This is a genomic window from Pseudomonas baetica (genome assembly GCF_051216495.1).
Classification (GTDB): domain Bacteria; phylum Pseudomonadota; class Gammaproteobacteria; order Pseudomonadales; family Pseudomonadaceae; genus Aquipseudomonas; species Aquipseudomonas baetica_B.
The window spans coordinates 198,824-220,083 of sequence record NZ_JBPKAM010000001.1 but is presented as its reverse complement, the minus strand read 5'-3'; the positions used below and the strand labels follow the sequence as shown (position 1 = coordinate 220,083).

The 21,260-nt window shown below is 59.8% G+C and carries 19 protein-coding genes and 3 pseudogenes; 2 read left to right on the top strand and 20 right to left on the bottom strand.

Features of this window, described 5'->3' with window-relative positions; all coding sequences use genetic code 11:
- Positions 1–117: 117 nt before the first annotated feature.
- The gene (locus ACSFE6_RS01075) at positions 118–1,014 is read right to left on the bottom strand and encodes a SphA family protein (RefSeq protein ID WP_435426021.1); all 897 of its coding nucleotides are present in this window, start codon (positions 1,012–1,014) and stop codon (positions 118–120) included.
- 117 nt (positions 1,015–1,131) lie between these two features.
- A complete protein-coding gene (locus tag ACSFE6_RS01070; RefSeq protein WP_435425894.1) occupies positions 1,132–2,097 on the bottom strand; it encodes a helix-turn-helix domain-containing protein in 966 nt (321 codons plus the stop codon).
- Between the two features lie 1,060 nt (positions 2,098–3,157).
- Here ACSFE6_RS01070 and ACSFE6_RS01065 point away from each other — a divergent pair.
- Together ACSFE6_RS01065 and ACSFE6_RS01060 are read left to right on the top strand one after the other, a co-directional pair.
- Positions 3,158–3,940 (top strand): annotated as a pseudogene (locus ACSFE6_RS01065) (MCP four helix bundle domain-containing protein); the annotation flags it as partial.
- Positions 3,935–4,798, top strand: coding sequence for a methyl-accepting chemotaxis protein (locus tag ACSFE6_RS01060; protein WP_435426020.1), 864 nt, complete (start codon positions 3,935–3,937; stop codon positions 4,796–4,798). The pseudogene ACSFE6_RS01065 and the gene ACSFE6_RS01060, both read left to right, overlap by 6 nt.
- A gap of 164 nt (positions 4,799–4,962) precedes the next feature.
- Here ACSFE6_RS01060 and ACSFE6_RS01055 read toward each other — a convergent pair.
- The 18 genes and pseudogenes from ACSFE6_RS01055 to paaH form a co-directional block, all read right to left on the bottom strand.
- Positions 4,963–5,457: pseudogene (locus tag ACSFE6_RS01055) on the bottom strand (methyl-accepting chemotaxis protein); the annotation flags it as partial.
- Entirely contained in the window at positions 5,457–5,807 is a 351-nt protein-coding gene (locus tag ACSFE6_RS01050; protein WP_435425893.1) for a hypothetical protein, read from the bottom strand. The gene ACSFE6_RS01050 and the pseudogene ACSFE6_RS01055, both read right to left, overlap by 1 nt.
- 93 nt (positions 5,808–5,900) lie before the next feature.
- A complete protein-coding gene (locus ACSFE6_RS01045; RefSeq protein WP_435426029.1) occupies positions 5,901–6,419 on the bottom strand; it encodes a hypothetical protein in 519 nt (172 codons plus the stop codon).
- Positions 6,420–6,428: 9 nt separating this feature from the next.
- Positions 6,429–6,617: pseudogene (locus tag ACSFE6_RS01040) on the bottom strand (hypothetical protein); the annotation flags it as partial.
- Positions 6,618–6,622: 5 nt separating this feature from the next.
- Positions 6,623–7,096 carry a hypothetical protein gene (locus tag ACSFE6_RS01035; RefSeq protein WP_435425892.1) on the bottom strand — a complete coding sequence of 158 codons (474 nt, stop codon included), beginning with the start codon at positions 7,094–7,096 and terminating at the stop codon, positions 6,623–6,625.
- Positions 7,097–7,246: 150 nt separating this feature from the next.
- Positions 7,247–9,316, bottom strand: coding sequence for a phenylacetic acid degradation bifunctional protein PaaZ (gene paaZ, locus ACSFE6_RS01030; RefSeq protein ID WP_435425891.1), 2,070 nt, complete (start codon positions 9,314–9,316; stop codon positions 7,247–7,249).
- A 58-nt stretch (positions 9,317–9,374) separates the two neighbouring features.
- Positions 9,375–10,628 carry an OprD family porin gene (locus tag ACSFE6_RS01025; protein WP_435425890.1) on the bottom strand — a complete coding sequence of 418 codons (1,254 nt, stop codon included), beginning with the start codon at positions 10,626–10,628 and terminating at the stop codon, positions 9,375–9,377.
- 35 nt (positions 10,629–10,663) lie between these two features.
- The gene (locus ACSFE6_RS01020; RefSeq protein WP_435425889.1) at positions 10,664–12,310 is read right to left on the bottom strand and encodes a cation acetate symporter; all 1,647 of its coding nucleotides are present in this window, start codon (positions 12,308–12,310) and stop codon (positions 10,664–10,666) included.
- Positions 12,307–12,615: a DUF485 domain-containing protein gene (locus ACSFE6_RS01015; RefSeq protein WP_435425888.1), complete on the bottom strand. Its 309-nt coding sequence runs from the start codon at positions 12,613–12,615 to the stop codon at positions 12,307–12,309. Before ACSFE6_RS01015 ends, ACSFE6_RS01020 begins: the two co-directional genes overlap by 4 nt.
- 177 nt (positions 12,616–12,792) lie before the next feature.
- Positions 12,793–13,869, bottom strand: a complete 1,077-nt coding sequence (gene paaE / locus ACSFE6_RS01010) for a 1,2-phenylacetyl-CoA epoxidase subunit PaaE (protein ID WP_435425887.1) — start codon at positions 13,867–13,869, stop codon at positions 12,793–12,795.
- 34 nt (positions 13,870–13,903) lie between these two features.
- Positions 13,904–14,437, bottom strand: coding sequence for a 1,2-phenylacetyl-CoA epoxidase subunit PaaD (gene paaD / locus ACSFE6_RS01005; RefSeq protein WP_435425886.1), 534 nt, complete (start codon positions 14,435–14,437; stop codon positions 13,904–13,906).
- A complete protein-coding gene (gene paaC, locus ACSFE6_RS01000; RefSeq protein WP_435425885.1) occupies positions 14,424–15,185 on the bottom strand; it encodes a 1,2-phenylacetyl-CoA epoxidase subunit PaaC in 762 nt (253 codons plus the stop codon). Before paaC ends, paaD begins: the two co-directional genes overlap by 14 nt.
- A gap of 8 nt (positions 15,186–15,193) precedes the next feature.
- The gene (gene paaB, locus ACSFE6_RS00995; RefSeq protein ID WP_007943393.1) at positions 15,194–15,475 is read right to left on the bottom strand and encodes a 1,2-phenylacetyl-CoA epoxidase subunit PaaB; all 282 of its coding nucleotides are present in this window, start codon (positions 15,473–15,475) and stop codon (positions 15,194–15,196) included.
- 28 nt (positions 15,476–15,503) lie between these two features.
- On the bottom strand, positions 15,504–16,493 hold the full coding sequence (gene paaA / locus ACSFE6_RS00990) for a 1,2-phenylacetyl-CoA epoxidase subunit PaaA (protein WP_435425884.1): 990 nt from the start codon (positions 16,491–16,493) through the stop codon (positions 15,504–15,506).
- A 175-nt stretch (positions 16,494–16,668) separates the two neighbouring features.
- Positions 16,669–17,994, bottom strand: coding sequence for a phenylacetate--CoA ligase PaaK (gene paaK, locus ACSFE6_RS00985; protein WP_435425883.1), 1,326 nt, complete (start codon positions 17,992–17,994; stop codon positions 16,669–16,671).
- Between the two features lie 99 nt (positions 17,995–18,093).
- Positions 18,094–19,305: a 3-oxoadipyl-CoA thiolase gene (gene pcaF / locus ACSFE6_RS00980; protein WP_435425882.1), complete on the bottom strand. Its 1,212-nt coding sequence runs from the start codon at positions 19,303–19,305 to the stop codon at positions 18,094–18,096.
- The gene (gene paaI / locus ACSFE6_RS00975) at positions 19,298–19,747 is read right to left on the bottom strand and encodes a hydroxyphenylacetyl-CoA thioesterase PaaI (protein ID WP_435425881.1); all 450 of its coding nucleotides are present in this window, start codon (positions 19,745–19,747) and stop codon (positions 19,298–19,300) included. Before paaI ends, pcaF begins: the two co-directional genes overlap by 8 nt.
- A complete protein-coding gene (gene paaH, locus ACSFE6_RS00970; RefSeq protein WP_435425880.1) occupies positions 19,740–21,257 on the bottom strand; it encodes a 3-hydroxyacyl-CoA dehydrogenase PaaH in 1,518 nt (505 codons plus the stop codon). Before paaH ends, paaI begins: the two co-directional genes overlap by 8 nt.
- Between the last annotated feature and the right edge of the window lie 3 nt (positions 21,258–21,260).

The window sequence follows — 21,260 nt, the reverse complement described above, 5'->3', positions numbered from 1 at the left end:
AAGTGCAGTCACCACTGATTGTCGATTCGTTTCAAGTGACTCGATAGCGCGACACTGTTGCGGTCAAGCGTTTATCGTTTGCCGTTGGAGTTTGAAGATAAGGGCGACTTTTTAGTGTTAGAAACTTTGTGAGATGCGCACGGCGAAGGTATAACCTTCCCCACGATTCCGTGCATCGAACTCTTTATAAATGTGCGCTGAGACGGGGGGTAATCCAGGTTTGAAGAAGGCCACAGCTGGACCTAGTGCCGTGACCGCTGCGCGGTTTCCGGTTGTCAGATTAGGAGCGTTATCGTCACTAATCTGACGGTAGTAGAAACCGCCCAGACCGACCGTCCAGGGTCCCATGTGTTGCCCGACCGCAAATTCGTGGCGATATTCGACGCCATTTTTGTAATTGGTGGCTTGGTTTCGGCTGCTGAAGTCCACCTGAAAATTCGATGAAACCTCGAAGCCACTGTCGGTGATATAGGTAGCGCTCAGACCAGGTGAATAGACCCAGTGGTTAGTGCCCGGCGACACCAGACGTTTCTTGTCGTAATCACCCGTGGGTGCAGTGACACCAAAATAGCTATTGACGAAAAAGTTGGGTGATACATTCCATTGAAGTATCAATGGAATAAAAAACGTATCCGCCATGCGAAACGGATCGGCTTCAAGTTTCATGGGGCCGGCAGGTGTTTGAACCTTGAGTTCGGCATCCATTTTGAAGAAGGGTAAAACTATACCAAAGCCGTAATTGGCGCCAAACAGGGTATGTTCTGTCATCCGTATATAGGAAGCTGCGATGCTCAACAGATCAAGGTCGACATCATTGTCGGAGTGATTGCCTTGGTTGTCCTTCACGATCCTGGAGGAATAGAAGCCGGTGCGTAGGCTTAGCGTACCGTTCTCAGTGGGCGGCGGGGTGATACCGGCCCCAAAATCATAAACACCGAAGGTCGTGGTTGGGACACCGTTCTCGGTGGCTTCTGCTGACGTCCAAGCACCCAGCAGGCTGAGTGTGAGTGCCATGAAGTGTTTTCCGCAGTAATTATTTTTGTTGTTCAAGGAGGAGTCCTCATTCGAATTGACGAAGAGAGGACATGATGTGGCGCGTCTGTTTTTTTATATATCCGATTTCAGCACAGATTAACGACCCAAGGTTTTCGAAGGTCGTTCGCCGAACATGGAGTGATAATCGGCGGAGAAGCGCCCCATATGCCAGAAGCCCCAACGTTCCGCTACCGCTTGTATTGCCTGTGTCGTGTTGCTTTCTCGAAGTTCGCGCCGCACTGAATTCAGGCGTAAAGCTCGAAGATAAGCAACGGCATTGATGCCTAGGGCGTTCTGGAAGCAATACTGTAGCTTTCGTCGGCTTGCACCGATGCTGTTGCACAGATCAAGGATCGAGAAGGGTTCGTTCAGGTGGCTCATGGCGTATTCGCAGGCTCGATCGACTGTATGCTTGCGTGCTGTTGGCTTGAGTGAGAGTGTCTCATCGCTGGTGACCAGATCGATCAGGTGCATGATGACTGTGTCGCTGATGTCGCTGCGAATGGTTTTCTGCTGAAATTCATCGCCGCCTGGTGAGGCGTCTGCCAGTTCAGTGATCAACCATTTCAGCTCATGCCAAGCGGGCGTGCCGCCAGTTGGGTAACACTTGGGAAAATCGGTAATTCGAAAATTGCTACCCTGGCACTCAAGTGTGTGTTGTAGCGAGCCCTGATCGATCGCGACCAGAAGGATGTCGACAATTTCGGGGACCTTGAGTTCGGGCATGTTGTCGCTATGCGCCACCATCACATAGGGCTCGCAGATCTGATGTCCTGAGCAGTACACATTATCGTGTTTCCTCAGGGGGACGCAGAAGGCAATCGTACCTTCCGCCGCCGCGCCTTTCTTCTTCATAGCCTGATTAGAGCGGTCGCGGACCATCTGAATCTTGTCCGAACGAAACTCGTCGAGTTCGCCTTCGAAACGACCATGGCTCAACTGGTCATAGCTAAGGCGCCAGCCACTCAGACGATGAGCGTGCTCGTCGGGGTCGTAGGTCTGTATGCGGCTCAAGTAAGGTGGCTGTGCACTAGCCTTTTGGGCCTGGGTGTTGTTGTTCATGTTGCGGCACCATTGGATGATCGCTAATTACGAGGCAAGTTTTATTCCTCTCCCCGATACCTCTCTGAAATTGTGCCGAAAATGGATAGTGTGTTTTCGGTTCAATCAAGGTCGAGGAGCTAATCTGGTTAAAAGGGTTCACTGAGAGGTGCCTGCGGATCGTTCAGCCAATGTTGGTATTTGGTGAGCGGAAGGGCGAGATGGTGGTGTAGCTCTGAAAGATGAGATGTTGAGGTGGCACGATTAGCGCCCATGGCAGCCTCTGCGGTGCGCATTCGTGGGAGGTGGAGGGCTGGAAGCCCAGAAAGGTGCATGGGAGCTCAGTTGCAGGGTCTTCTGAAAGCTTCGTGTTCATGGGAAGCACTATTATGTGTCTTTCTGGTAAGTGTCGCCTTGAATTGGTGCGCCGCGTTTTTTGATTCCGGCTGCCGAAATCGTCTCGTGTCCTAGTATGGCGCGGAGCGCGAACGTAATATGACGCTGCTAAACACCTCATGGTCGATGGATTTCTCTTCTGGAAGGCATGGTTTCTTGGAAATATGCTGAAAACGGATATCGCTGTCGTCTGCTTGTGCTTTAGGATTCTGCCGATGATAGAGTTGAGGTGGATTAATTAAGTCGATCTGTGAGTTCTCACGAAAAAAGTGATTATTATTGATCGATATAAATAATTTTTCCTGCTGTCATTAAGCTTGGCTGTCTCATTCGAAAAACTTCAAGCTTATTCTAATTGTAGTTTGCTCGCTCGGTGTTGTTGCGAAATATCACTTATCCATGAAGTTGTGTCAAAATAAAAAAATAAACATGTTCGGTATGATGGTGTGTCGATCTCCATAGATGATGCTATAATTATTCGGACGTATGGGTGGCGATCATTGATGTCACCGGCAGATGAAAATGTGCTCTCTTATTTAGCCTCATGCTCACAAAAGTTTGAAAACTGCATTAGTGCGTATTGCGCTGCACTAGCTTTCTAAAAATATCGTATTTTCCGCGCTCTTTGAGTAGTGCCAATTTTGTGGCTACTCATTTGCGTGCTGCTCGAACAAGGATATAGCCCATGTCATGGTTTCTCAATGCTAAGCTTGCAACCAAGTTGTTGATCGCATTCTTTCTCTGTGCCCTGATAACTCTTATGGTCGGATTGCTTGGCAATCGCGGAATAACTCGGTTGTCGGCAAGCCTTGAGCACGTTTTTTCCCATAGCTTGGTTTCCGTGGTGAAGATCGCAGAGTCTCGCTCCGCTACGATTAGTCAGAATCGCGACCTGTATCTTATGTTGCTGTTGTTGGCCACTAACTCAAGCACAGCCGACAAGAGCATGATTTTAGATCGATTGAAACATACTCGAGCTGAAGCCGAACAGGCATTTGCCGGTTACAAAAAAACTGCCACCTCAGAGGAAGAGCGTAAGGCAATTGAGCAGGGGGAAAAGGAGTGGGCTGCATATCAGAGTAGTGTGGATCGCGTGCTGCTTCAGATTGAGCGTGGTGATCTCCAAGCCACGCGAGACATTATGCTCAATGAGGTCTTGCCTAGTTATGAGCGTATTTTGGCTGGTTTCGAAACCATGATCGGTTCCATCCACAGGCAAATCGGTGAAGGTTCTATCGCCGCGAAAGAGGATGCGGCAACGGCAAATTTTTTGCTTTACTCCGGAATCGTCATTGCTTTTTTTGCGGCTCTTGCTCTAGGCATGTTTATCACTCGCATCATCTCTCGCCCTATTGCTCTTGCTGTGTCCAGTGCGCAGCGGGTCGCCAATGGTGATTTGACGGAAACCATCCGTGTCACCCGTCGTGATGAAGCGGGTCAGTTATTGGGCGCCTTGGCCGCCATGCAGTCCAGTCTCAAGGGGACGATCCAGCACATTGCTGGGGCTTCTGGTCAGCTGGCTTACGCTGCTGATGAGCTGAGCGCGGTGACTGAGGAGAGTCGCGGCGGTCTTGCCCGGCAAAGCGATGAAATCCATCTGGTCGCGACGGCTGTGACCCAAATGACAGCAGCGGTTGAGGAAGTTGCCAGCAATGCAGTCTCTACCTCCAGCGCTTCTCAGGTCGCCAGCGAGGAGGCGCAGAAAGGTCGTGAGCAAGCCCAGAGTGCGATCGTTGCGATTAACAACATGACGGAAGAGTTAGATGCGTCGGCTGCTCAAGTCGAGAAGCTTGCGAAGAACACACGTGAAATCGGCAAAGTTCTCGATGTGATCCAGTCCATTGCCGAACAGACGAACCTGTTGGCCTTGAACGCTGCCATTGAGGCTGCTCGTGCTGGTGAGCTGGGCCGAGGTTTTGCTGTGGTTGCCGACGAGGTTCGAGCTCTCGCGCACCGCACTCAGGTATCCACCGGCGAGATCGAAAATATGATTGGTGCTGTGCGCGCTAGCGCGGATCAGTCCGTGCTAGCAATGACCAAGAGTCAGGGATTAGCCAGTAATACCCAGGATTTGGTTCAGGCTGCCGGTCGTATGCTCGAGAACATTGCGGATAGAGTTCGGGAAATCAACGACCGGAATATACAGATTGCAAGTGCGGCGGAAGAACAGACCCAGGTCGCTCGGGAGGTGGATCGCAGTCTGATCAAGATTCAAAATGCGTCAGCCGAATCTACCGCAGGTGCTGAAAAGAGCAATGCATCGAGTCAGGAGCTTTCCAAACTGGCCGTTTCCTTTAACCAGAGGGTGGCTCAATTTCGTCTGTGATTGCGCTACGACGATCAAACCAAGTCACTATTTTTGCACTGTTTCAGATACTCAATACTGGCATCCAGTCCCGGCTGTTCAAATAGAGAGCAGCCGGTCTTCTCGACAGTTTGACCAGCATGCTTTTAATTCGATACAGGAACACGCATCGAAGTCTTTAGGCCTCAGACGCGAAACTGCTGCATCGATCCTTGCTGATAGTTGGCCAGTTCATTGAGCTGGCGACTGACTTGGGCCGACTGCTCGGTTTGGCCCGACAACGATTCGGTCGCGTCGCGGATGGCCTCGACGTTGCGATTGATTTCGTCTGCAACGCTGCTTTGCTCTTCGGCGGCACTGGCGATCTGCAGATTTATTTCAGTGATTACGTCGACGCCCTCGCCAATGCGTTCCAGGGCGGCCACCGCCTGCTGCACATGGCTGACGTTTTCCAGCGCTAGGCCGTGGCTGCTCTGCATGGCCTGGGTCACATCGTGGGTGCCATTCTGCAGGTTGTCGATCACATGACGGATTTCCTCTACCGAAGCCTGTGTGCGGTGCGCCAGTCCGCGCACCTCGTCTGCTGCCACGGCAAAGCCGCGTCCGGCGTCACCGGCACGGGCAGCCTCGATGGCGGCGTTAAGGGCCAGCAGGTTGGTCTGCTCTGCGATGGAATGGATTACTTCCAGCACCGAGCCGATCTGCTCGCTGCTTTGCGCCAGGGTCTGGAACTGAGCCATGTGGCTTCGTTCATGTCATGTGCCTGGGTATGGATGGCGTTAGTGGTGCGGGTGATCACTTCCAGTCCTTCGCGGTTGACCTGGTTGGCATGACGTGCGGCATCGGCGGCCTGAGCCGCGCACTGGGCTGAAGCATTGGCTGTGGCAGACATCTCGTGCAGGGGGGTGGAAACTTGCTCGATCTCGCGGAGCTGCTGTTGCATGCCTTCGCTGGTCTGGCGGGCGATCAGTGTCGATTGGTCGGCAGTGTCACGAGCATCACTCACCGAACCCTGGACCTTGGCGATCACCGGTTGCAGCTTATCGAGGAAGCGATTGAAGGCGAGCGTCAGGCGGCCCAGCTCGTCGCGGCGGGTGTAGGTAAGGCTACGGGTGAGGTCACCTTAGCCTTCGGCGATGTCTTCCAGCATAGCGGCCAACCGCAGCAGCGGCCGGGTCACACCACGAGCTGCCAGCCAGATCAGTACGATACCGAGCAAGGCGGCGATCGACCCCAGACCGAACTCCAACGCTGAACGCCGTAGGCGCTCATCGTCCATCTGCTTCTTCAGGGCTTCAGCTGGCGCCTGCAGGATTTGCTGCGGTACACCCAGCAGCACTCCCCAGGGCTTGGCGCCGGGGAGGGGAGCGAGCGGCTCAGGCACGCTGATCTGCCTCTTGTCGATGAACGTGCGGGGCTCACTACGACCCAGGAAGTCGAGGATTTCGGTGGCTTGACCCGACCGCACTGCCTGCAGGTTTTTGTCAAGCTGGCTGGCGTCCTGGCTATGACCGGCGACCACCTTGGACGGGCTGATGATGCTGATACTTCCGTTTTCCTTGTACAGCTCGCGACCACCGGCCACGGCGTCCTGTTGCAGATTGTTGAGGCTGATGTCAAAACCGATCACTGCCACCACCATGCCCTTCTCGAGCAAGGGGAAGGCGATACTGGTGACCAGTTTTCGACTGCCTGAGGAATCGTCGAAGTAGGGCTCCAGTAGGTACAGCCTTGCGTTGTCACGTGGGCAAGTGAAGAAGGCGTTGAAGGGGGGCGCCGCTGGGGCCGGGAGAGGTATCGGCGAGCAGCTTCTCGTCGTCCGGCACCGTCTGTAGCTCACCCGGTTTAGACCGAGAAGCGTCCGGCGTCGTTGCTGCCAAGGTCGTTGCGGCCACGGAAACCGCTGTCTCGCCCGCCGAGGGTATCGGGCTGGAATACCAAGTATAGGCCTAGCAGATCGGGGCTCTGTTCCAAAGCCTTGCGCAATTCACTGGTCAGTTCGGCCCGCAGGGATTCTGCGTTCAGCTCACCATGGTTGGCACGCTCTCGCAGGTAGAGCAGGTGATTCGCCAAGCCCTGGCCGTATTCATGGGTGCGAGTGAAGCTGCGCTGGATCTGCAGTGCTTGTGCCTTGCTCTGGGACTGTAGAGTGAGGCGCGCCGCTTCGGCCAGCATGTGTGCACTAGCCTCCTTGATTCGCTCGTTACTGGTGCGGGTCTGGTTGAGCGATAAGCCGACGAGCAGGGCCACCACCAAGATCAGGCCGATGCTCGTCAGTAGGGTAATCTTGGTTTGGATGCTTTGGTTGAAAATTTTCATGGGGTAAGTCGCTTCGACAGAGAAGTGCACCATTAGCGCCAGCACTTTTTCAAGGCTGGCGCCCGGTCTTTTGATAGACCAGCTTTGAACATTGCGTTCTTGTTTGGGGGTGCGAAAGCGGGCTTTACCGTTTGGTTTTTTTGAGGCGAATTACTCCTCGCGTTTCACCACCAAAGTCAAAATGTCATAGCTGGCCACCAGTTCACCCAACTGGTTGATGACTTCCACATCCCACGCCACCACCCCTTGCGGGATGCCTTGCGGGCTTTTCTTGCCCTGGTCGATCTTGCGCTTGCAGGTCAGTCGCGCCTGGATGGTGTCGCCGATGCCCACCGGGTTGATGAAGCGCAGGGTGTCCAGGCCATAGTTGGCCAGTACCGGGCCGGGGGCTGGCGACACAAACAGGCCGGCCGCTGCCGACAACACGAAGTAACCGTGGGCGATGCGCTTGCCGAATTGCGATTCCTTGGCGGCGATGTCGTCGAAGTGCATGTAGAAGTGGTCGCCCGACAGGCAACCGAAGTTCACCAGATCCGCCTCGGTGACGGTGCGACGGTGAGTCAGCAACGACTCGCCGATCTGCAGGTCCTGGAAGTAGCGACGGAACGGATGAATCTCGGTTTCGATAACCTTGGCGCCGCGCACGTATTCGCCGGTGACTGCTGCCAGCATGGTCGGCGAACCTTGCACCGCCGCGCGTTGCAGGTAGTGTTTCACCGCACGCAAACCGCCGAGCTCTTCACCGCCGCCGGCACGGCCCGGGCCGCCGTGCTTGAGTTGTGGCAGTGGCGAGCCGTGGCCGGTGGATTCGCCGGCGCAGTGGCGGTCCAGCACCAGCAGTCGGCCGTGCAAGGCAGCTGCGACCGGAACGGCTTTGGCAGCAATTTGTGGATCCTTGGTCACCAGGCTGGCCACCAGGCTGCCTTTGCCGCGTGCGGCCAGGGCCAGTGCTTCGTCTAGATCGTCGTAGGCCATCAGGGTGCTGACCGGGCCGAAGGCTTCGATGTCGTGTGCACCACCTTCAGCGTGCGGGTCGCGAGCCTGCAACAGGGTCGGGGCGAAGAACGCGCCCTTGTCGACATTTGCACCACGCGGTTCGAAACCGTCACGGGCGCCGAACAGCACGTCGCTGCTCTGCAACAGCATTTCCAGACGCTCGGCCACGTCTTTCTGCTGGTCGTGGGACGCCAGCGCACCCATGCGCACGCCTTCCACCGACGGGTCGCCGACCACGACTTTGGCCAGGCGATCACGCAGGCGCGTGGCCACGGCATCGATGTGTTTGGCCGGCACGATGGCGCGGCGGATGGCGGTGCATTTCTGCCCGGCCTTGGTGGTCATTTCCCGGGCGACTTCCTTGATGAACAGCCCGAACTCTTCATCGTCCGGGGTCACGTCCGGGGCGAGGATCGCGCAGTTCAGCGAGTCGGCTTCGGCGGTGAACGGCACCGAGTTGCGGATCAGGTTCGGGTTGACTCGCAGCTTGGCCGCGGTGTCGGCGGAACCGGTGAAGGTCACCACGTCCTGGCCTTGCAGGCGGTCGAGCAGGTCGCCGGTGCCGCCGATGATCAGTTGCAGGCTGCCCGCTGGCAACAGGCCGGACTCGTCCATCAGGCGCACCACGGCTTCGGTCAGGTAGCTGGTGGCGCTGGCCGGTTTGACGATGCACGGCATGCCCGCGAGGAAGCTCGGGGCGAATTTTTCCAGCATGCCCCAGATCGGGAAGTTGAACGCATTAATATGCACTGCCACGCCACCGCGCGGCACCAGGATGTGGGTGCCGGCGAAGGAGCCCATTTTGCTCAGTTGCAGCGCAGGGCCTTCGTGGACGACGTTGCCCGACGGTAGTTCACGCGAGCCGAGGCTGGCGTAGGTGAACAGCGTGCTGTTGCCGCCTTCGATATCGATCCAGCTGTCGGCACGGGTCGCGCCGCTGTGGTGGGAAATCGCGTAGAGCTGTTCCTTGCGCTCGCTCAGGTACAGGGCCAGGGCCTTGAGACGCTGGGCACGTTGCTGGAAGTCCAGGGCCATCAGGCCGCTGACGCCTTGGCGGCGACCGTGTTCGATGGCCTCGGCGAAGTCCGGGCGCTCTTCATGGGTGTAAGCAATATCGTGTCCGTCGATAGCGCTGCGCAGGATTTGCGCGCCGTGTTGGCCGATCCAGCGACCGGCGATGAAACTTTGCAGGGTGGGGGCATGCAGTGCAGGTGAAGAGGGCATCACGATTGCTCCTGATTATGAAGGGTTGTGGCGCGACCGTGACCGCGCCCTTTCGGAATTACCAAAGCGCCACGGTGTAACCGACGATCAGCCGGTTCTCATCGAGGGCGGTAGTCAGGCCATTGCCGGAACGGAAGGTCACGTTGCGCCAGCGCAGGCTGACGTTCTTGAACACACCGCTCTGGATGACGTAGCTGATATCGGTGTCGCGCTCCCATTCGCGCCCGTTGTCGACGCTGCCCGCCTTGACGTGGCGGCCATCGGTGTAGCGGGTCATGAAGGTCAGGCCGGGAATGCCTTGCGCCGCGAAGTCATAGTCGTAACGCAGTTGCCAGGAATCCTCGCCGGCACGGGTAAAGGTGTTGAAAGTCACCAGGTTGACCACGTACGGATCACCGCCGTTGAGGAACGGAAAGGCGCTGTCGCCGGACAATTGCTGGTAGGCGGCACTGACCTTGTGGGCACCGTGGGACACCGTGAACATGCCGTTGAAATTACGGTTGTCGATGCGCCCGGCCCGCTCGGCGCCGTCACCGCGGCTGTCGAAATAACGCAGGTCGCTGCGCAGGTTGAAGCCATTGCCCAGCGGTTGCGTATGCACCAGTCCGGCGAATTGCTGGCGATAGATCTGGTCGAGCTTGCCGTAGTAGTAGCTCAGGTTCAGTTGTGGGCTGAACGTGTAGCTGCCGCCGCCGAAATCGAAGCTATCGCTGGTGGCGGTGCCGAAGCCGATATCATCGTTGCTGGAGGAGTCCCGCAGGTTGGCCTTGGTCAGGCGTCCGGCATTCACCGTCAGGCCGTCGATTTCCTGGCTGGTCAGCAAGCCACCTTCAAAGGTCGAACCCAACAGGCGTGTGTCGTTGTAAGTCGCCACTGGCAACAAGGGCTGCAGGGTGCCGAGTTTCAACACGCTTTTGGATACCCGCAATTTTCCGGTCAGGCCCAGCTCGCTGTACTCGTCGTCCGGCTCATGGCTCTGCGGGCCAAACGGCAGCAGCCCGGTGCCACGACGGTCGGGACTGGAGTCGAGCTTGATCCCCAGTTCGCCCAGTGCGTCGAGACCGAAACCGAAGGTGCCGTCGGTGAACCCGGACTCGATGCGCGCAGTGAATCCCTGGGCCCATTCTTCGGCCTTGGATTGCGGCGCGTTGTCCTGACGGAAGTCGCGGTTGATGTAGTGGTTGCGCATATCAATGCGGGCCTTGCTGTCGCCGATGAAGTCGGCCATGGCGCTGGGGGCGATCATGGGCAGACTCAATGCGGCGGCCAGCGAAAACAGTGATTTGCGGGGTACAGTACACGCGGGTGTCATTATTTTTTATTTCCTGCCATCAGATCGATCGTTGTTTAGTGTTTGCTGGCGCCGGTGGCACCGATGCCGGTCATTGAGCGGATGAACTGCGCCAGATAACGGCCACGCTCAAGGGCTGCACGGGGCGAGGTGTCGGTGACGGAAAACAGCCATGCACTCAAGAACGCCAGGCTCATGGAAAACAGCGCCGGGTTGGAGTACGGGAACAGCGCCTTGTCGTGATGCATCACGTTGACCCACACCGCCGGGCTCAGCACCAGCAACACAATCGCCGAGACCAGTCCGGACAGACTGCCGAGGACAGCGCCACGGGTGGTCAGGCCTTTCCAGTACATCGAGAGGAACAGCACCGGGAAATTCACCGATGCGGCGATGGCCAGCACCAGACCGGACAGGAACGCAATGTTCTGCGATTCGAACAGCAGGCCGAGGATGATCGCCAGCACACCGATGCACAGGGTGGCGATGCGCGACACGCGCATCTCCTGCTGTTCGCTGGCCTGGCCCTTGCGCATCACGCAGGCATACAGGTCGTGGGACACCGCCGAGGCGCCGGACAGCGCCAGCCCCGCGACCACCGCCAGAATGGTGGCGAAGGCCACCGCCGAGATGAAGCCGAGGAACAGGTTGCCGCCTACCGCGTGGGCCAGGTGCACGGCGACCATGTTGCCACCGCCGATAATCGCGCCGCTGGCGTCACGGAACGCCGGATCGGTGCCGACCATGACGATGGCGCCGAAGCCGACGATGATCAGCAGCAGGTAGAAGTAGCCGATGAAACCGGTGGCGTAGAACACGCTTTTACGCGCTTCCTTGGCATCGCTGACGGTGAAGAAACGCATCAGGATATGCGGCAGACCGGCGGTGCCGAACATCATGCCCAGCCCCAGGGAAATCGCGTCGATCGGGTTGGACAGCAAGCCGCCGGGGGCCATGATCGCGTTGCCTTTGGCATGCACGGCGGTGGCACCGGCAAACATCGCCTCAGTGCTGAAGCCGAAGTGCTTGAGCACCATGAACGCCATGAAACTGGTGCCGAACAGCAGCATCACCGCTTTGATGATCTGCACCCAGGTAGTGGCGAGCATGCCGCCGAAGGTTACGTAGAACACCATCAACACGCCGACCAGCATGACGGCGTAGAGGTAGTCGATGCCGAACAGCAATTCGATCAGCTTGCCGGCGCCGACCATCTGCGCCACCAGGTACATCAGGGCCACGGTCAGGGTGCCGAAGGCCGAGGTCAGGCGCACTGGCGTCTGTTCCAGGCGATAGGAAACCACGTCGGCGAAGGTGTACTTACCGAGGTTGCGCAAGCGTTCGGCGATCAGGAACAGGATGATCGGCCAGCCGGCCAATACGCCCAAGGCGTAGAGCAAACCGTCGTAGCCGTTGAGGAACATCATCGCGGAAATGCCGAGGAAGGACGCCGCCGAGATCATGTCGCCGGCAATCGCCAGGCCGTTCTGGAAGCCTGTCATGCCGCCGCCGGCGGTGTAGAAATCACTGGCCGAGCGGGTGCGAAGTGCCGCCCAGCGGGTCACGCCAAGGGTGAACAGCACGAACACCAGGAACATGCCGATGGCGTTCCAGTTCAGTGGGCGGGCTGCGCCGTCGGCGGCCATCGCAAAATCAGTGACAGCCGCCAGCGGCAGCAGGAACAACGCGAGAAGGCGGCTCATCGTGCGCACTCCTGCTTGAGTTTTTCATTCAGCGGGTCGATCACGTTGTTGGCGCGATAGACATAGAAACCGGTCAGCGCAAACGCCAGCCCGACGATGACGACACCCACCAGCATGCCCACGGTGGTCACGCCGCCGCTCAGGGATTGGCCGAGGGTAGAAGGGGAGAAAGCCACCAGCAGCACGAAGCCGAAATAGATCACCAGCATGGTCAGGCTCAGCGACCAGTACAGCTTCTGTTTGCGACGAACCAGCTGGATGAAGTCGGGGTGCTGGTGGATGAGTTCTACTTCCTGGGGTGTCATGACGCGCGCTCCTTTGTTGTTTTTGTTTTGGGTGAAACGGTGTATTCGGGTCGATCACCGCACCCTTGTGGGAGCGAGCTTGCTCGCGATGAGGGCATGACAGTCACTGGCTGTGCTGACTGACCCGACGCTATCGCGAGCAAGCTCGCTCCCACAGGTTTTGGTGTGAATCGGATATCAGAGCTGGTCGAAATCCAGCACCACCTTGTCGCTGATCGGGAAGGCCTGGCACGACAGCACATAGCCGGCGGCCACTTCGTAGTCTTCCAGGGCGTGGTTGCTGTCCATTTCCACTTCGCCTTCGATGACCTTGCACTTGCAGGTCGAGCACACGCCGGCCTTGCACGAGTAGGGCAGCTCCGCGCCTTGCTCGTTACCCGCATCGAGGATGCTCTGGCTGTTGCGCGGCAGGTCGAAGGCCAGGGCACGGCCGTCGCTGATCACGGTGATCTGGCTGACCGCCGCATCGACCTGGCGGGCGGCTTCGCGGGCGGCACGCTTTTGCTCGCTGCCGGCGGCGGCGAACAGTTCGAAATGGATTCGCTCAGGCCGCATGCCCTTGGCCTTGAGGCTGTCGCGCACGGTCTCGGTCATTTCCTGCGGGCCACAGATGAAGGCGGCGTCGAGGGCTTTGACGTCGAGCCAGCGGCTGAACAGCTGCTCGCATTTCTCGGCGTTGATCCGACCGTTGTACAGGTCGACATCCTGCTGCTCGCGGCTGAACACGAAAATCAGGTTCAGGCGCTGCAGGTAACGGTTCTTCAAGTCCTCAAGCTGTTCGCGGAACAGCGCACCGGAGCTGGAGCGGTTGCCGTACAGCAGAGTCACGCGGCTGTTGGGCTCGGTTTCCAGGGTGGTCTTGATGATCGACAGGATCGGCGTGATGCCGCTGCCCGCCGCCACAGCCAGGTAGTTGCCATGGCGCGCCGGGTCGAGCTCTACGCTGAAATGCCCGGCGGGCGGCATGACTTCCAGGCTGTGTCCGGCCTTCAATTGCTCGTTGGCAAACGCGGAGAAACGACCGCCGGCCACACGCTTGATCGCCACGCGCAGTTCACCGTCGTTGACCCCGGTGCAGATCGAGTACGAGCGGCGTACTTCTTCGCCGTCCAGTTGCGTGCGCATCACCAGGTGCTGGCCCTGGGTGAAGTGGAAGCTGTCTTGCAGGTCCTGCGGAATCTCGAAGGCGATGGACACCGCGTCACGGGTTTCGGCGCGCACGTCCTTGATGGTCAGGCTGTGAAATTTGCTCATTGTTGTTCTCCAGCTGGGACGGCCGATTCGCCGCTCAGATGCACTTGAAATAGTCGAACGGTTCCCGGCAATCGACGCAGCGGTACAGGGCCTTGCACGCAGTGGAACCGAATTCGCTGAGCACCTCGGTGTGGGCGCTGCCGCATTGCGGACAGACGATCAGCGGGCTTTCGCCGAGCAGGCTGCGTTTGCTGGTGCTGCCCTCGGGCGGTGCGATGCCGTAGGCACGCAGGCGTTCACGGCCGCTGTCGCTGATCCAGTCGGTGGTCCAGGCCGGGGTCAATTTGCGCTCCAGGTGCGGGGCGCTGAAACCGGCCTGTTCCAGGGCGGCACGGATGTCGCCCTCGATCACTTCGGTGGCGGGGCAGCCGGAGTAGGTCGGCGTAACCACCACATGAAGGTGGCCGGCCTGCCAGTCCAGATCCCGGACGATGCCCAGGTCGACCACGCTGACCACCGGCACTTCCGGGTCCATGACCTCTGCCAAAATCGCCCATGCGGCGGCCAGGTCGGTCGGTTGTGCCGGCCGGGCGCCGAGGTCGCTGGCGATCAGCTCACCAGGTTGCATCGGGGTACGCTCGTGGCAGGAACTGCATTTCGGCCAGCAGAATCCCTAAGTGTTCGGTGTGCAGGCCCTTGCGTGCATTCAGGTAGAAATAGCTCGGCGCGGCCGGCACGGGCAGGGTGGCGCTGGCGAAGATCTGCTCGACTTTGGCTTGCCACTGCGCAGCTACGGCGGCGATGTCCGGAGTGATACCGGCTGCGCACAGGCGCTGTTCGCTGTCATCGGCGGCGATCAGTTCCACGGTGAAGCGCCAGACCTCGGGGATCGCCGCGAGCATGCGCTTGTGGCTCTCCTCGGTGCCGTCACCCAGACGCTCGACCCACTCGCCGGAGCGGCGCAGGTGATAGGTCACTTCCTTCACCGCTTTGGCGGCGATCCCGGCGATGCGTTCATCGCTGGACTGGCTCAGGCCCTGCAACACCGGCAGGTGCCAGGCGTCATACAGGAACTGCTTGAGGATGGTCACCGCGTAATCGCCGTTGGGTTGTTCCACCAGCAGCAGGTTGCGGTAGGCGCGCTCGTCGCGGCGGAACGCCAGATGATCGGCATCGCGGCCGTCGTCCAGCAGTTCGGCGGCGTACTCCAGCCAGTTGCGCGCCTGGCCCACCAGGTCCAGGCCGACGTTCATCAGCGCCAGTTCTTCTTCCAGTGCCGGTGCCTTGCCGCACCACTGGCACAGGCGCTGGCCCTGGATCAGGGCGCTGTCACCGAGGCGCAGCAGGTATTCGATCAGATCAGTCTTGTTGTCCATGGTCGACCTCACATGTGCCCGACTTCGGCCGGCAGCTCGTAGAAGCTGGCGTGGCGGTAGACCTTGTCGTCCGACGGGTCGAACAGCGGGTCTTTCTCATCCGGCGACGAGGCGGTGATCAGTGCCGACGGCACCACCCACAGGCTCACGCCTTCGCTGCGGCGGGTATAGAGCTCGCGGGCGTTCTCGATGGCCATGGTGGTGTCGGCGGCGTGCACGCTGCCGACGTGCTTGTGGTTCAGGCCGTGCTTGCTGCGCACGAAGACTTCGAAGAGGGTCCACTCGGACATTTCAGTTACTCCACATCAGGTGGCCGGATCAGGCGGCGTTCTTGTTTTGTTTTTTGCGGGCGTGGGCGACGGCGGCTTCACGAACCCAGGCACCGTCTTCAATCGCCTTGCGGCGAGTGGCGACGCGTTCCTGGTTGCACGGGCCGTTGCCCTTGAGCACTTCGTAGAATTCGTTCCACTGGATCTCGCCGAAATCGTAGTGGCCGCGCTCGGCGTTCCACTTCAGGTCCGGATCGGGGCAGGTGCAGCCCAGCAGCTCCAGTTGCGGGATGGTCTGGTCGATGAAGCGCTGGCGCAGTTCGTCGTTGCTCTGGCGCTTGATTTTCCAGGCCATGGATTGCGCGCTGTTCGGCGAGTGTTCGTCGCTCGGGCCGAACATCATCAGCGACGGCCACCACAGGCGGTTGATCGCGTCCTGGACCATGTCTTTTTGCGCCTGATTGCCGTGGCGCATCATGGTCAGGAGGATTTCGTAGCCTTGGCGCTGGTGGAAGCTCTCTTCCTTGCAGATGCGGATCATCGCCCGTGAATACGGGCCGTAGGAGGTGCGCTGCAGCACCACCTGGTTGACGATCGCCGCGCCATCCACCAGCCAGCCCACCGCGCCCATGTCGGCCCAGTTCAGCGTCGGGTAATTGAAGATGCTCGAGTACTTGGCCTTGCCGCTGTGCAGCTTGTCGATCTCTTCATCGCGGTCGGCGCCCAGGGTTTCCATGGCGCTGTACAGGTACAGGCCGTGGCCGGCTTCGTCCTGGATCTTGGCCATCAGTTGCAGTTTGCGTTTGAGGCTTGGCGCGCGGGTGACCCAGTTGCCTTCGGGCAGCATGCCGACGATTTCGGAGTGGGCGTGCTGGGAAATCTGCCGGATCAGGGTCTGGCGGTAGGCATCTGGCATCCAGTTCTTGGCTTCGATCTTGATTTCTGAATCGATTTTTTCCTGGAAGGCGCGTTCCTGTTCGGACATTTCCGAGAGGTCTTTTATGCGCTTGACGCCGGTTTCTACGAGCTGTGCGTACATTTTTGGTCTCCCGCCTTGAATCTGTTCTGAGGCATGGAGAACTTTATAAGCGATACATAAATTAATATCAAACACAAAATGACGTGTCGTATTTGTTTTTTGTATCGCTTTGCGCCAAACGGTCTTTTTGCAGGCAAAAAAAACCCCGCCGAAGCGGGGCTGTAAGGTGCAGCAGTCATCCTTTTGGGCGATTGTCTATGACGTGACAGGCTTTGCCCTCTGAACGCTTGATCGAGTGGAAAGGCTGCAAAACGATCCGCGAACTGATCCCGATATACGTCTTGATGTGCTTGCTCAACTCGCCACAAATAGCCTTCTGCTGTTCGTCGCTCAGGTGCTGGTGCTCAGCCTTGAGTTCGACATGCACGTCAACGCTGTCCAGGTTGCCATTGCGATACAGGTGAATCTCGTAGGACTCTGCGAGCTGTTTTGTTTTCAGCACCTGTTCCTCGATTTGCGTCGGGAACACGTTGACCCCGCGGATGATCAGCATGTCATCGCTGCGCCCGGTGATCTTGTCGATGCGTCGCATGGGACGCGCGGTGCCCGGCAGCAGACGCGTCAGGTCGCGGGTGCGGTAGCGGATCATCGGCAGGGCTTCTTTGCTCAGGGAGGTGAACACCAGTTCACCCATCTGCCCGTCCGGCAGTACTTCGCCGGTCACCGGGTCGATGATTTCCGGGTAGAAGTGGTCTTCCCAGATGGTCGGGCCGTCCTTGGTTTCGGCGCATTCCATGGCCACGCCCGGGCCCATGATTTCCGAGAGGCCGTAGATGTCCAGGGCGGTGATGCCCATGCGTGCCTCAATGGCGCTGCGCAGTTCGGCGGTCCACGGTTCGGCACCGAAGATGCCCAGGCGCAGGGCCAGTTTGTGCGGGTCGATGCCCTGGCGCTCGATTTCGTCGGCGATGTTGAGCATGTAGGACGGCGTGACCATGATGATGTCCGGCTGGAAATCCTTGATCAGTTGCACTTGTTTTTCAGTCTGGCCGCCGGACATCGGGATCACCGTGCAGCCCAGGCGTTCGGCACCGTAATGCGCGCCGAGGCCGCCGGTGAACAGGCCGTAGCCGTAGGAAATGTGCACTTTGTCGCCACGACGGCCGCCAGCGGCGCGGATCGAGCGGGCCACCACATTGGCCCAGGTGTCGATGTCGTTCTGGGTGTAGCCGACCACGGTCGGTTTGCCGGTGGTGCCGCTGGATGCATGCAGGCGCACCACGTCGCTCATCGGTACGGCAAACATGCCGTAGGGGTAGTTGTCCCGCAGGTCGGACTTGGTGGTGAAAGGGAATTTCGCCAGGTCCTCGAGGGACTTGAGGTCATCGGGGTGCACGCCCAGTGCATCGAAGCGCTGACGGTACAGCGGCACGTTGTTGTAGGCGTGGTTCAGGCTCCAGCGCAGGCGCTCCAGCTGATGCTGGCGCAGTTCGTCGATGCTGGCGGTTTCCATTGGGTCCAGCTGTGGATTAGACACGGCTTTGGCAATTGGCATGTTCATGTGTTCACTCGAGTTGTTTTTGTGTTACAGCCCCTGCGCGCAGGGGCTTTGAGTGCATGCCCCAAGGATACCTCTCGGCTCCCCGGGAATCGCGATTCTTTAGTGGGATAGACGCTCGATGATCAGCGCGATCCCCTGGCCGACGCCGATGCACATGGTGCACAGGGCGTAACGGCCGTTACGTTCTTCCAGCTCATGCAGGGCGGTGGTGACCAGTCGCGCGCCGCTCATGCCCAGCGGATGGCCAAGGGCGATGGCGCCGCCGTTGGGGTTGACCCGTGGATCGGTGTCGCTCAGGCCCAGTTCGCGCAGCACCGCCAGACCTTGTGCGGCGAAGGCTTCGTTGAGCTCGATCACGTCCATGTCCGCCAGGCTCAGGTTGGCCTGTTCCAGCACCTTGCGCGTTGCCGGCACCGGGCCGATGCCCATGATCCGGGGTTCGACGCCGGCAGTGGCCATCGCCACGACCCGGCCGCGGGCGGTCAGGCCGTGGCGCTTGGCGACTTCCGGGCTGGCCAGCAACAGGGCGCAGGCACCGTCGTTGACCCCGGAGGCGTTGCCGGCGGTGACGCTGCCGCCTTCGCGGAACGGCGTCCCCAGTTTGGCAAGCTGCTCAAGGGTGGTGTCGCCGCGTGGATGTTCGTCGTGCTCGACCACCTTGGCCGGGCCTTTGCGCTGGGGGATCTCCACGGCGACGATCTCTTTGGCCAGGCGCCCGTTGGCCTGGGCAGCGGCAGCGCGTTGCTGGCTGCGCAGGGCGAAGGCGTCCTGGTCGGCCCGGGAGATGTTGAACTGTTCGGCGACGTTCTCTGCCGTTTCCGGCATGGAGTCGATTCCGTAGGCCTTTTTCATCAACGGATTGACGAAGCGCCAGCCGATGGTGGTATCGAAGATCTCGGCCGCACGGGAAAACGCCTGCTCGGCCTTGCCCATCACCAGTGGTGCGCGGGACATGGATTCAACGCCACCGACCAGCATCAACCCGGTTTCGCCGCTGCGAATCGCCCGGGCGGCGGTGCCTATGGCATCCAGGCCGGAGCCGCACAGGCGATTGAGGGTGGTGCCCGGCACGCTGACCGGCAACCCGGCCAGCAACGCCGACATGCGCGCGACGTTGCGGTTGTCTTCGCCGGCCTGGTTGGCGCAGCCGTAGATCACGTCGTCGACCGTGTTCCAGTCGACTTGCGGGTGGCGGCGCAGCAGTTCGCGCAACGGCACCGCGCCGAGGTCGTCGGCGCGCACGCCGCTCAGGACGCCAGCGTAACGGCCGATGGGGGTGCGTACCGCGTCGATGATCAGGGCGTCATTCATTCGGGTTCTCCTGCGTCAGCACCGGGCCGCGCACTTTGTAGGATTGGCCATGGAACAGGGCTATTAGATGGCCCACTTGGTTTTCAATACGTACGGCATAGTTGTCGGTGCGGCCGGAGGGGCTTTGCTCAATGCAGTCTGCTGTCAAGGTATCGCCCAGACGGGCCGGGGCGATGTAGTGGATGCTGCAACCGAGGATCACCGTGGCTTCGTTGTAACTGTTGCAGGCAAAGGCGAACGCCGCGTCGGCGAGGGTAAACAGGTAGCCGCCGTGGCTGGTACCGTGGTCCTGGAGCATGTCGGCGCGCACGGTCATGTCGACCCGGGCGCAACCGGGACCGGTGGACAGCAGGCGCATGCCCATGGCCTGGCTGGCGGTGTCGCGCTGGAACAACGCTTGCGCGCAGTCGCTGGCGAGGTTCATCGCTTCGCGGTTAGTCATGGAAGGTTCTCCCTTCGGCGACCCGGCGTCGCAGCAGCAGCGATGGGCGATAGCGTTCTTCGCCGTAGGCGGCTTGCAGGTTGTCCAGCACGGTCAGGATGTGGGGAAGACCGATGGTGTCGGCCCAGGCCAGCGGGCCCTGTGGATAATTGACCCCGGCGCGCATGGCCAGATCGATGTCGGCGGCCGAGGCCACGCCTTGCAGCAGGGCGTCGGCGGCTTCGTTGGCGAGCATCGCCACGGTGCGCAAGACCGCGAGGGCCGGGCTGTCGCTGAGCAGGCTGATCTTGAGGCCGGCCCGTTGCAGCAGGGCCACGCCCTGTTCGAGCGCCAGTGGATCAATGCCGTTCGAGTAGCTGATGGCGATGCGCTGGGCCTTGGCGTAATCGTGGACCAGATCCAGCAGTATCAGATTGCGCAACCCATCTTCCTGGGCACGCTGGCAGGCCATGCGGCCATCGCTCAAGGCCAGCACCGCGTCACCCACTCGCAGCAACCCGCGGCCGTCGCGCCGGATGACTTCGACACCTTGCTCGCTCAAGCGCTCCAGCAAACCCTGGGCGATGCCAAGGTCACCTTCGGCGATACAAGTCTCGACGCTCGCGCTGCTGCTGATTTCAGCGGCTTGCGGACGTTCGGCACCTTGGGTGTAGCTGTAGAAACCCTGGCCGCTTTTGCGCCCCAGACGCCCGCCGTCCACCAGTTCCTTCTGGATCAGCGACGGCAGGAAGCGGGTGTCCTGGTAATAGGCGTCAAACACCGAGCAGGTCACGGCGTAGTTGACGTCGTGGCCGATCAGGTCGGTCAGTTCGAACGCGCCCATGGCAAATCTGCCGGCTTCGCGCATCAGCGCATCCAGCGTCGGGCAATCGGCAGCGCCTTCCTGAAGCATCCGCAGGCTCTCGGCGTAGAACGGCCGGGCCACGCGGTTGACGATGAAACCCGGCGTGGAGCGGGTGTGCACCGGTTTTTTGCCCCAGGCCCTGGCAGTGTCGTACAGGCATTCAGCCAATGCCGGATCGCTGGCCAGGCCGGAGACGACTTCTACCAGCGCCATCACTGGCGCCGGGTTGAAGAAGTGCAGGCCAAGCAAGCGCTGCGGATGATCAAGCTGCGCGGCGATGCTGGTGATCGACAGCGACGAGGTGTTGCTGGCCAGGATGCAGTGCTCGCCGCAGATGCCTTCGAGCTGGCGAAACAGTGTGCGCTTGACCTCGAGGTTCTCGACGATGGCCTCGATGATCAGGTCGCGGTCGGCCAGGGCTTCGATGGCTTCCACCGCTTGCAGGTTGGCGATGGTGGCGCTGCGCGCTGCGGCGGACAGCTTGCCGTTTTCGACCCGTTTGCCCAGTTGCCGATCAATGCCTTCGATGGCCTGCGCCGCCGCGCCGGGGCGGTTGTCCAGCAGCAATACCGGATGACCGGCTTGTGCCGCCACCTGAGCGATACCGGCACCCATGGCCCCGGCGCCGATCACCGCGATGCGTGCAGTCGTATTCAGTGCGGTCATGTC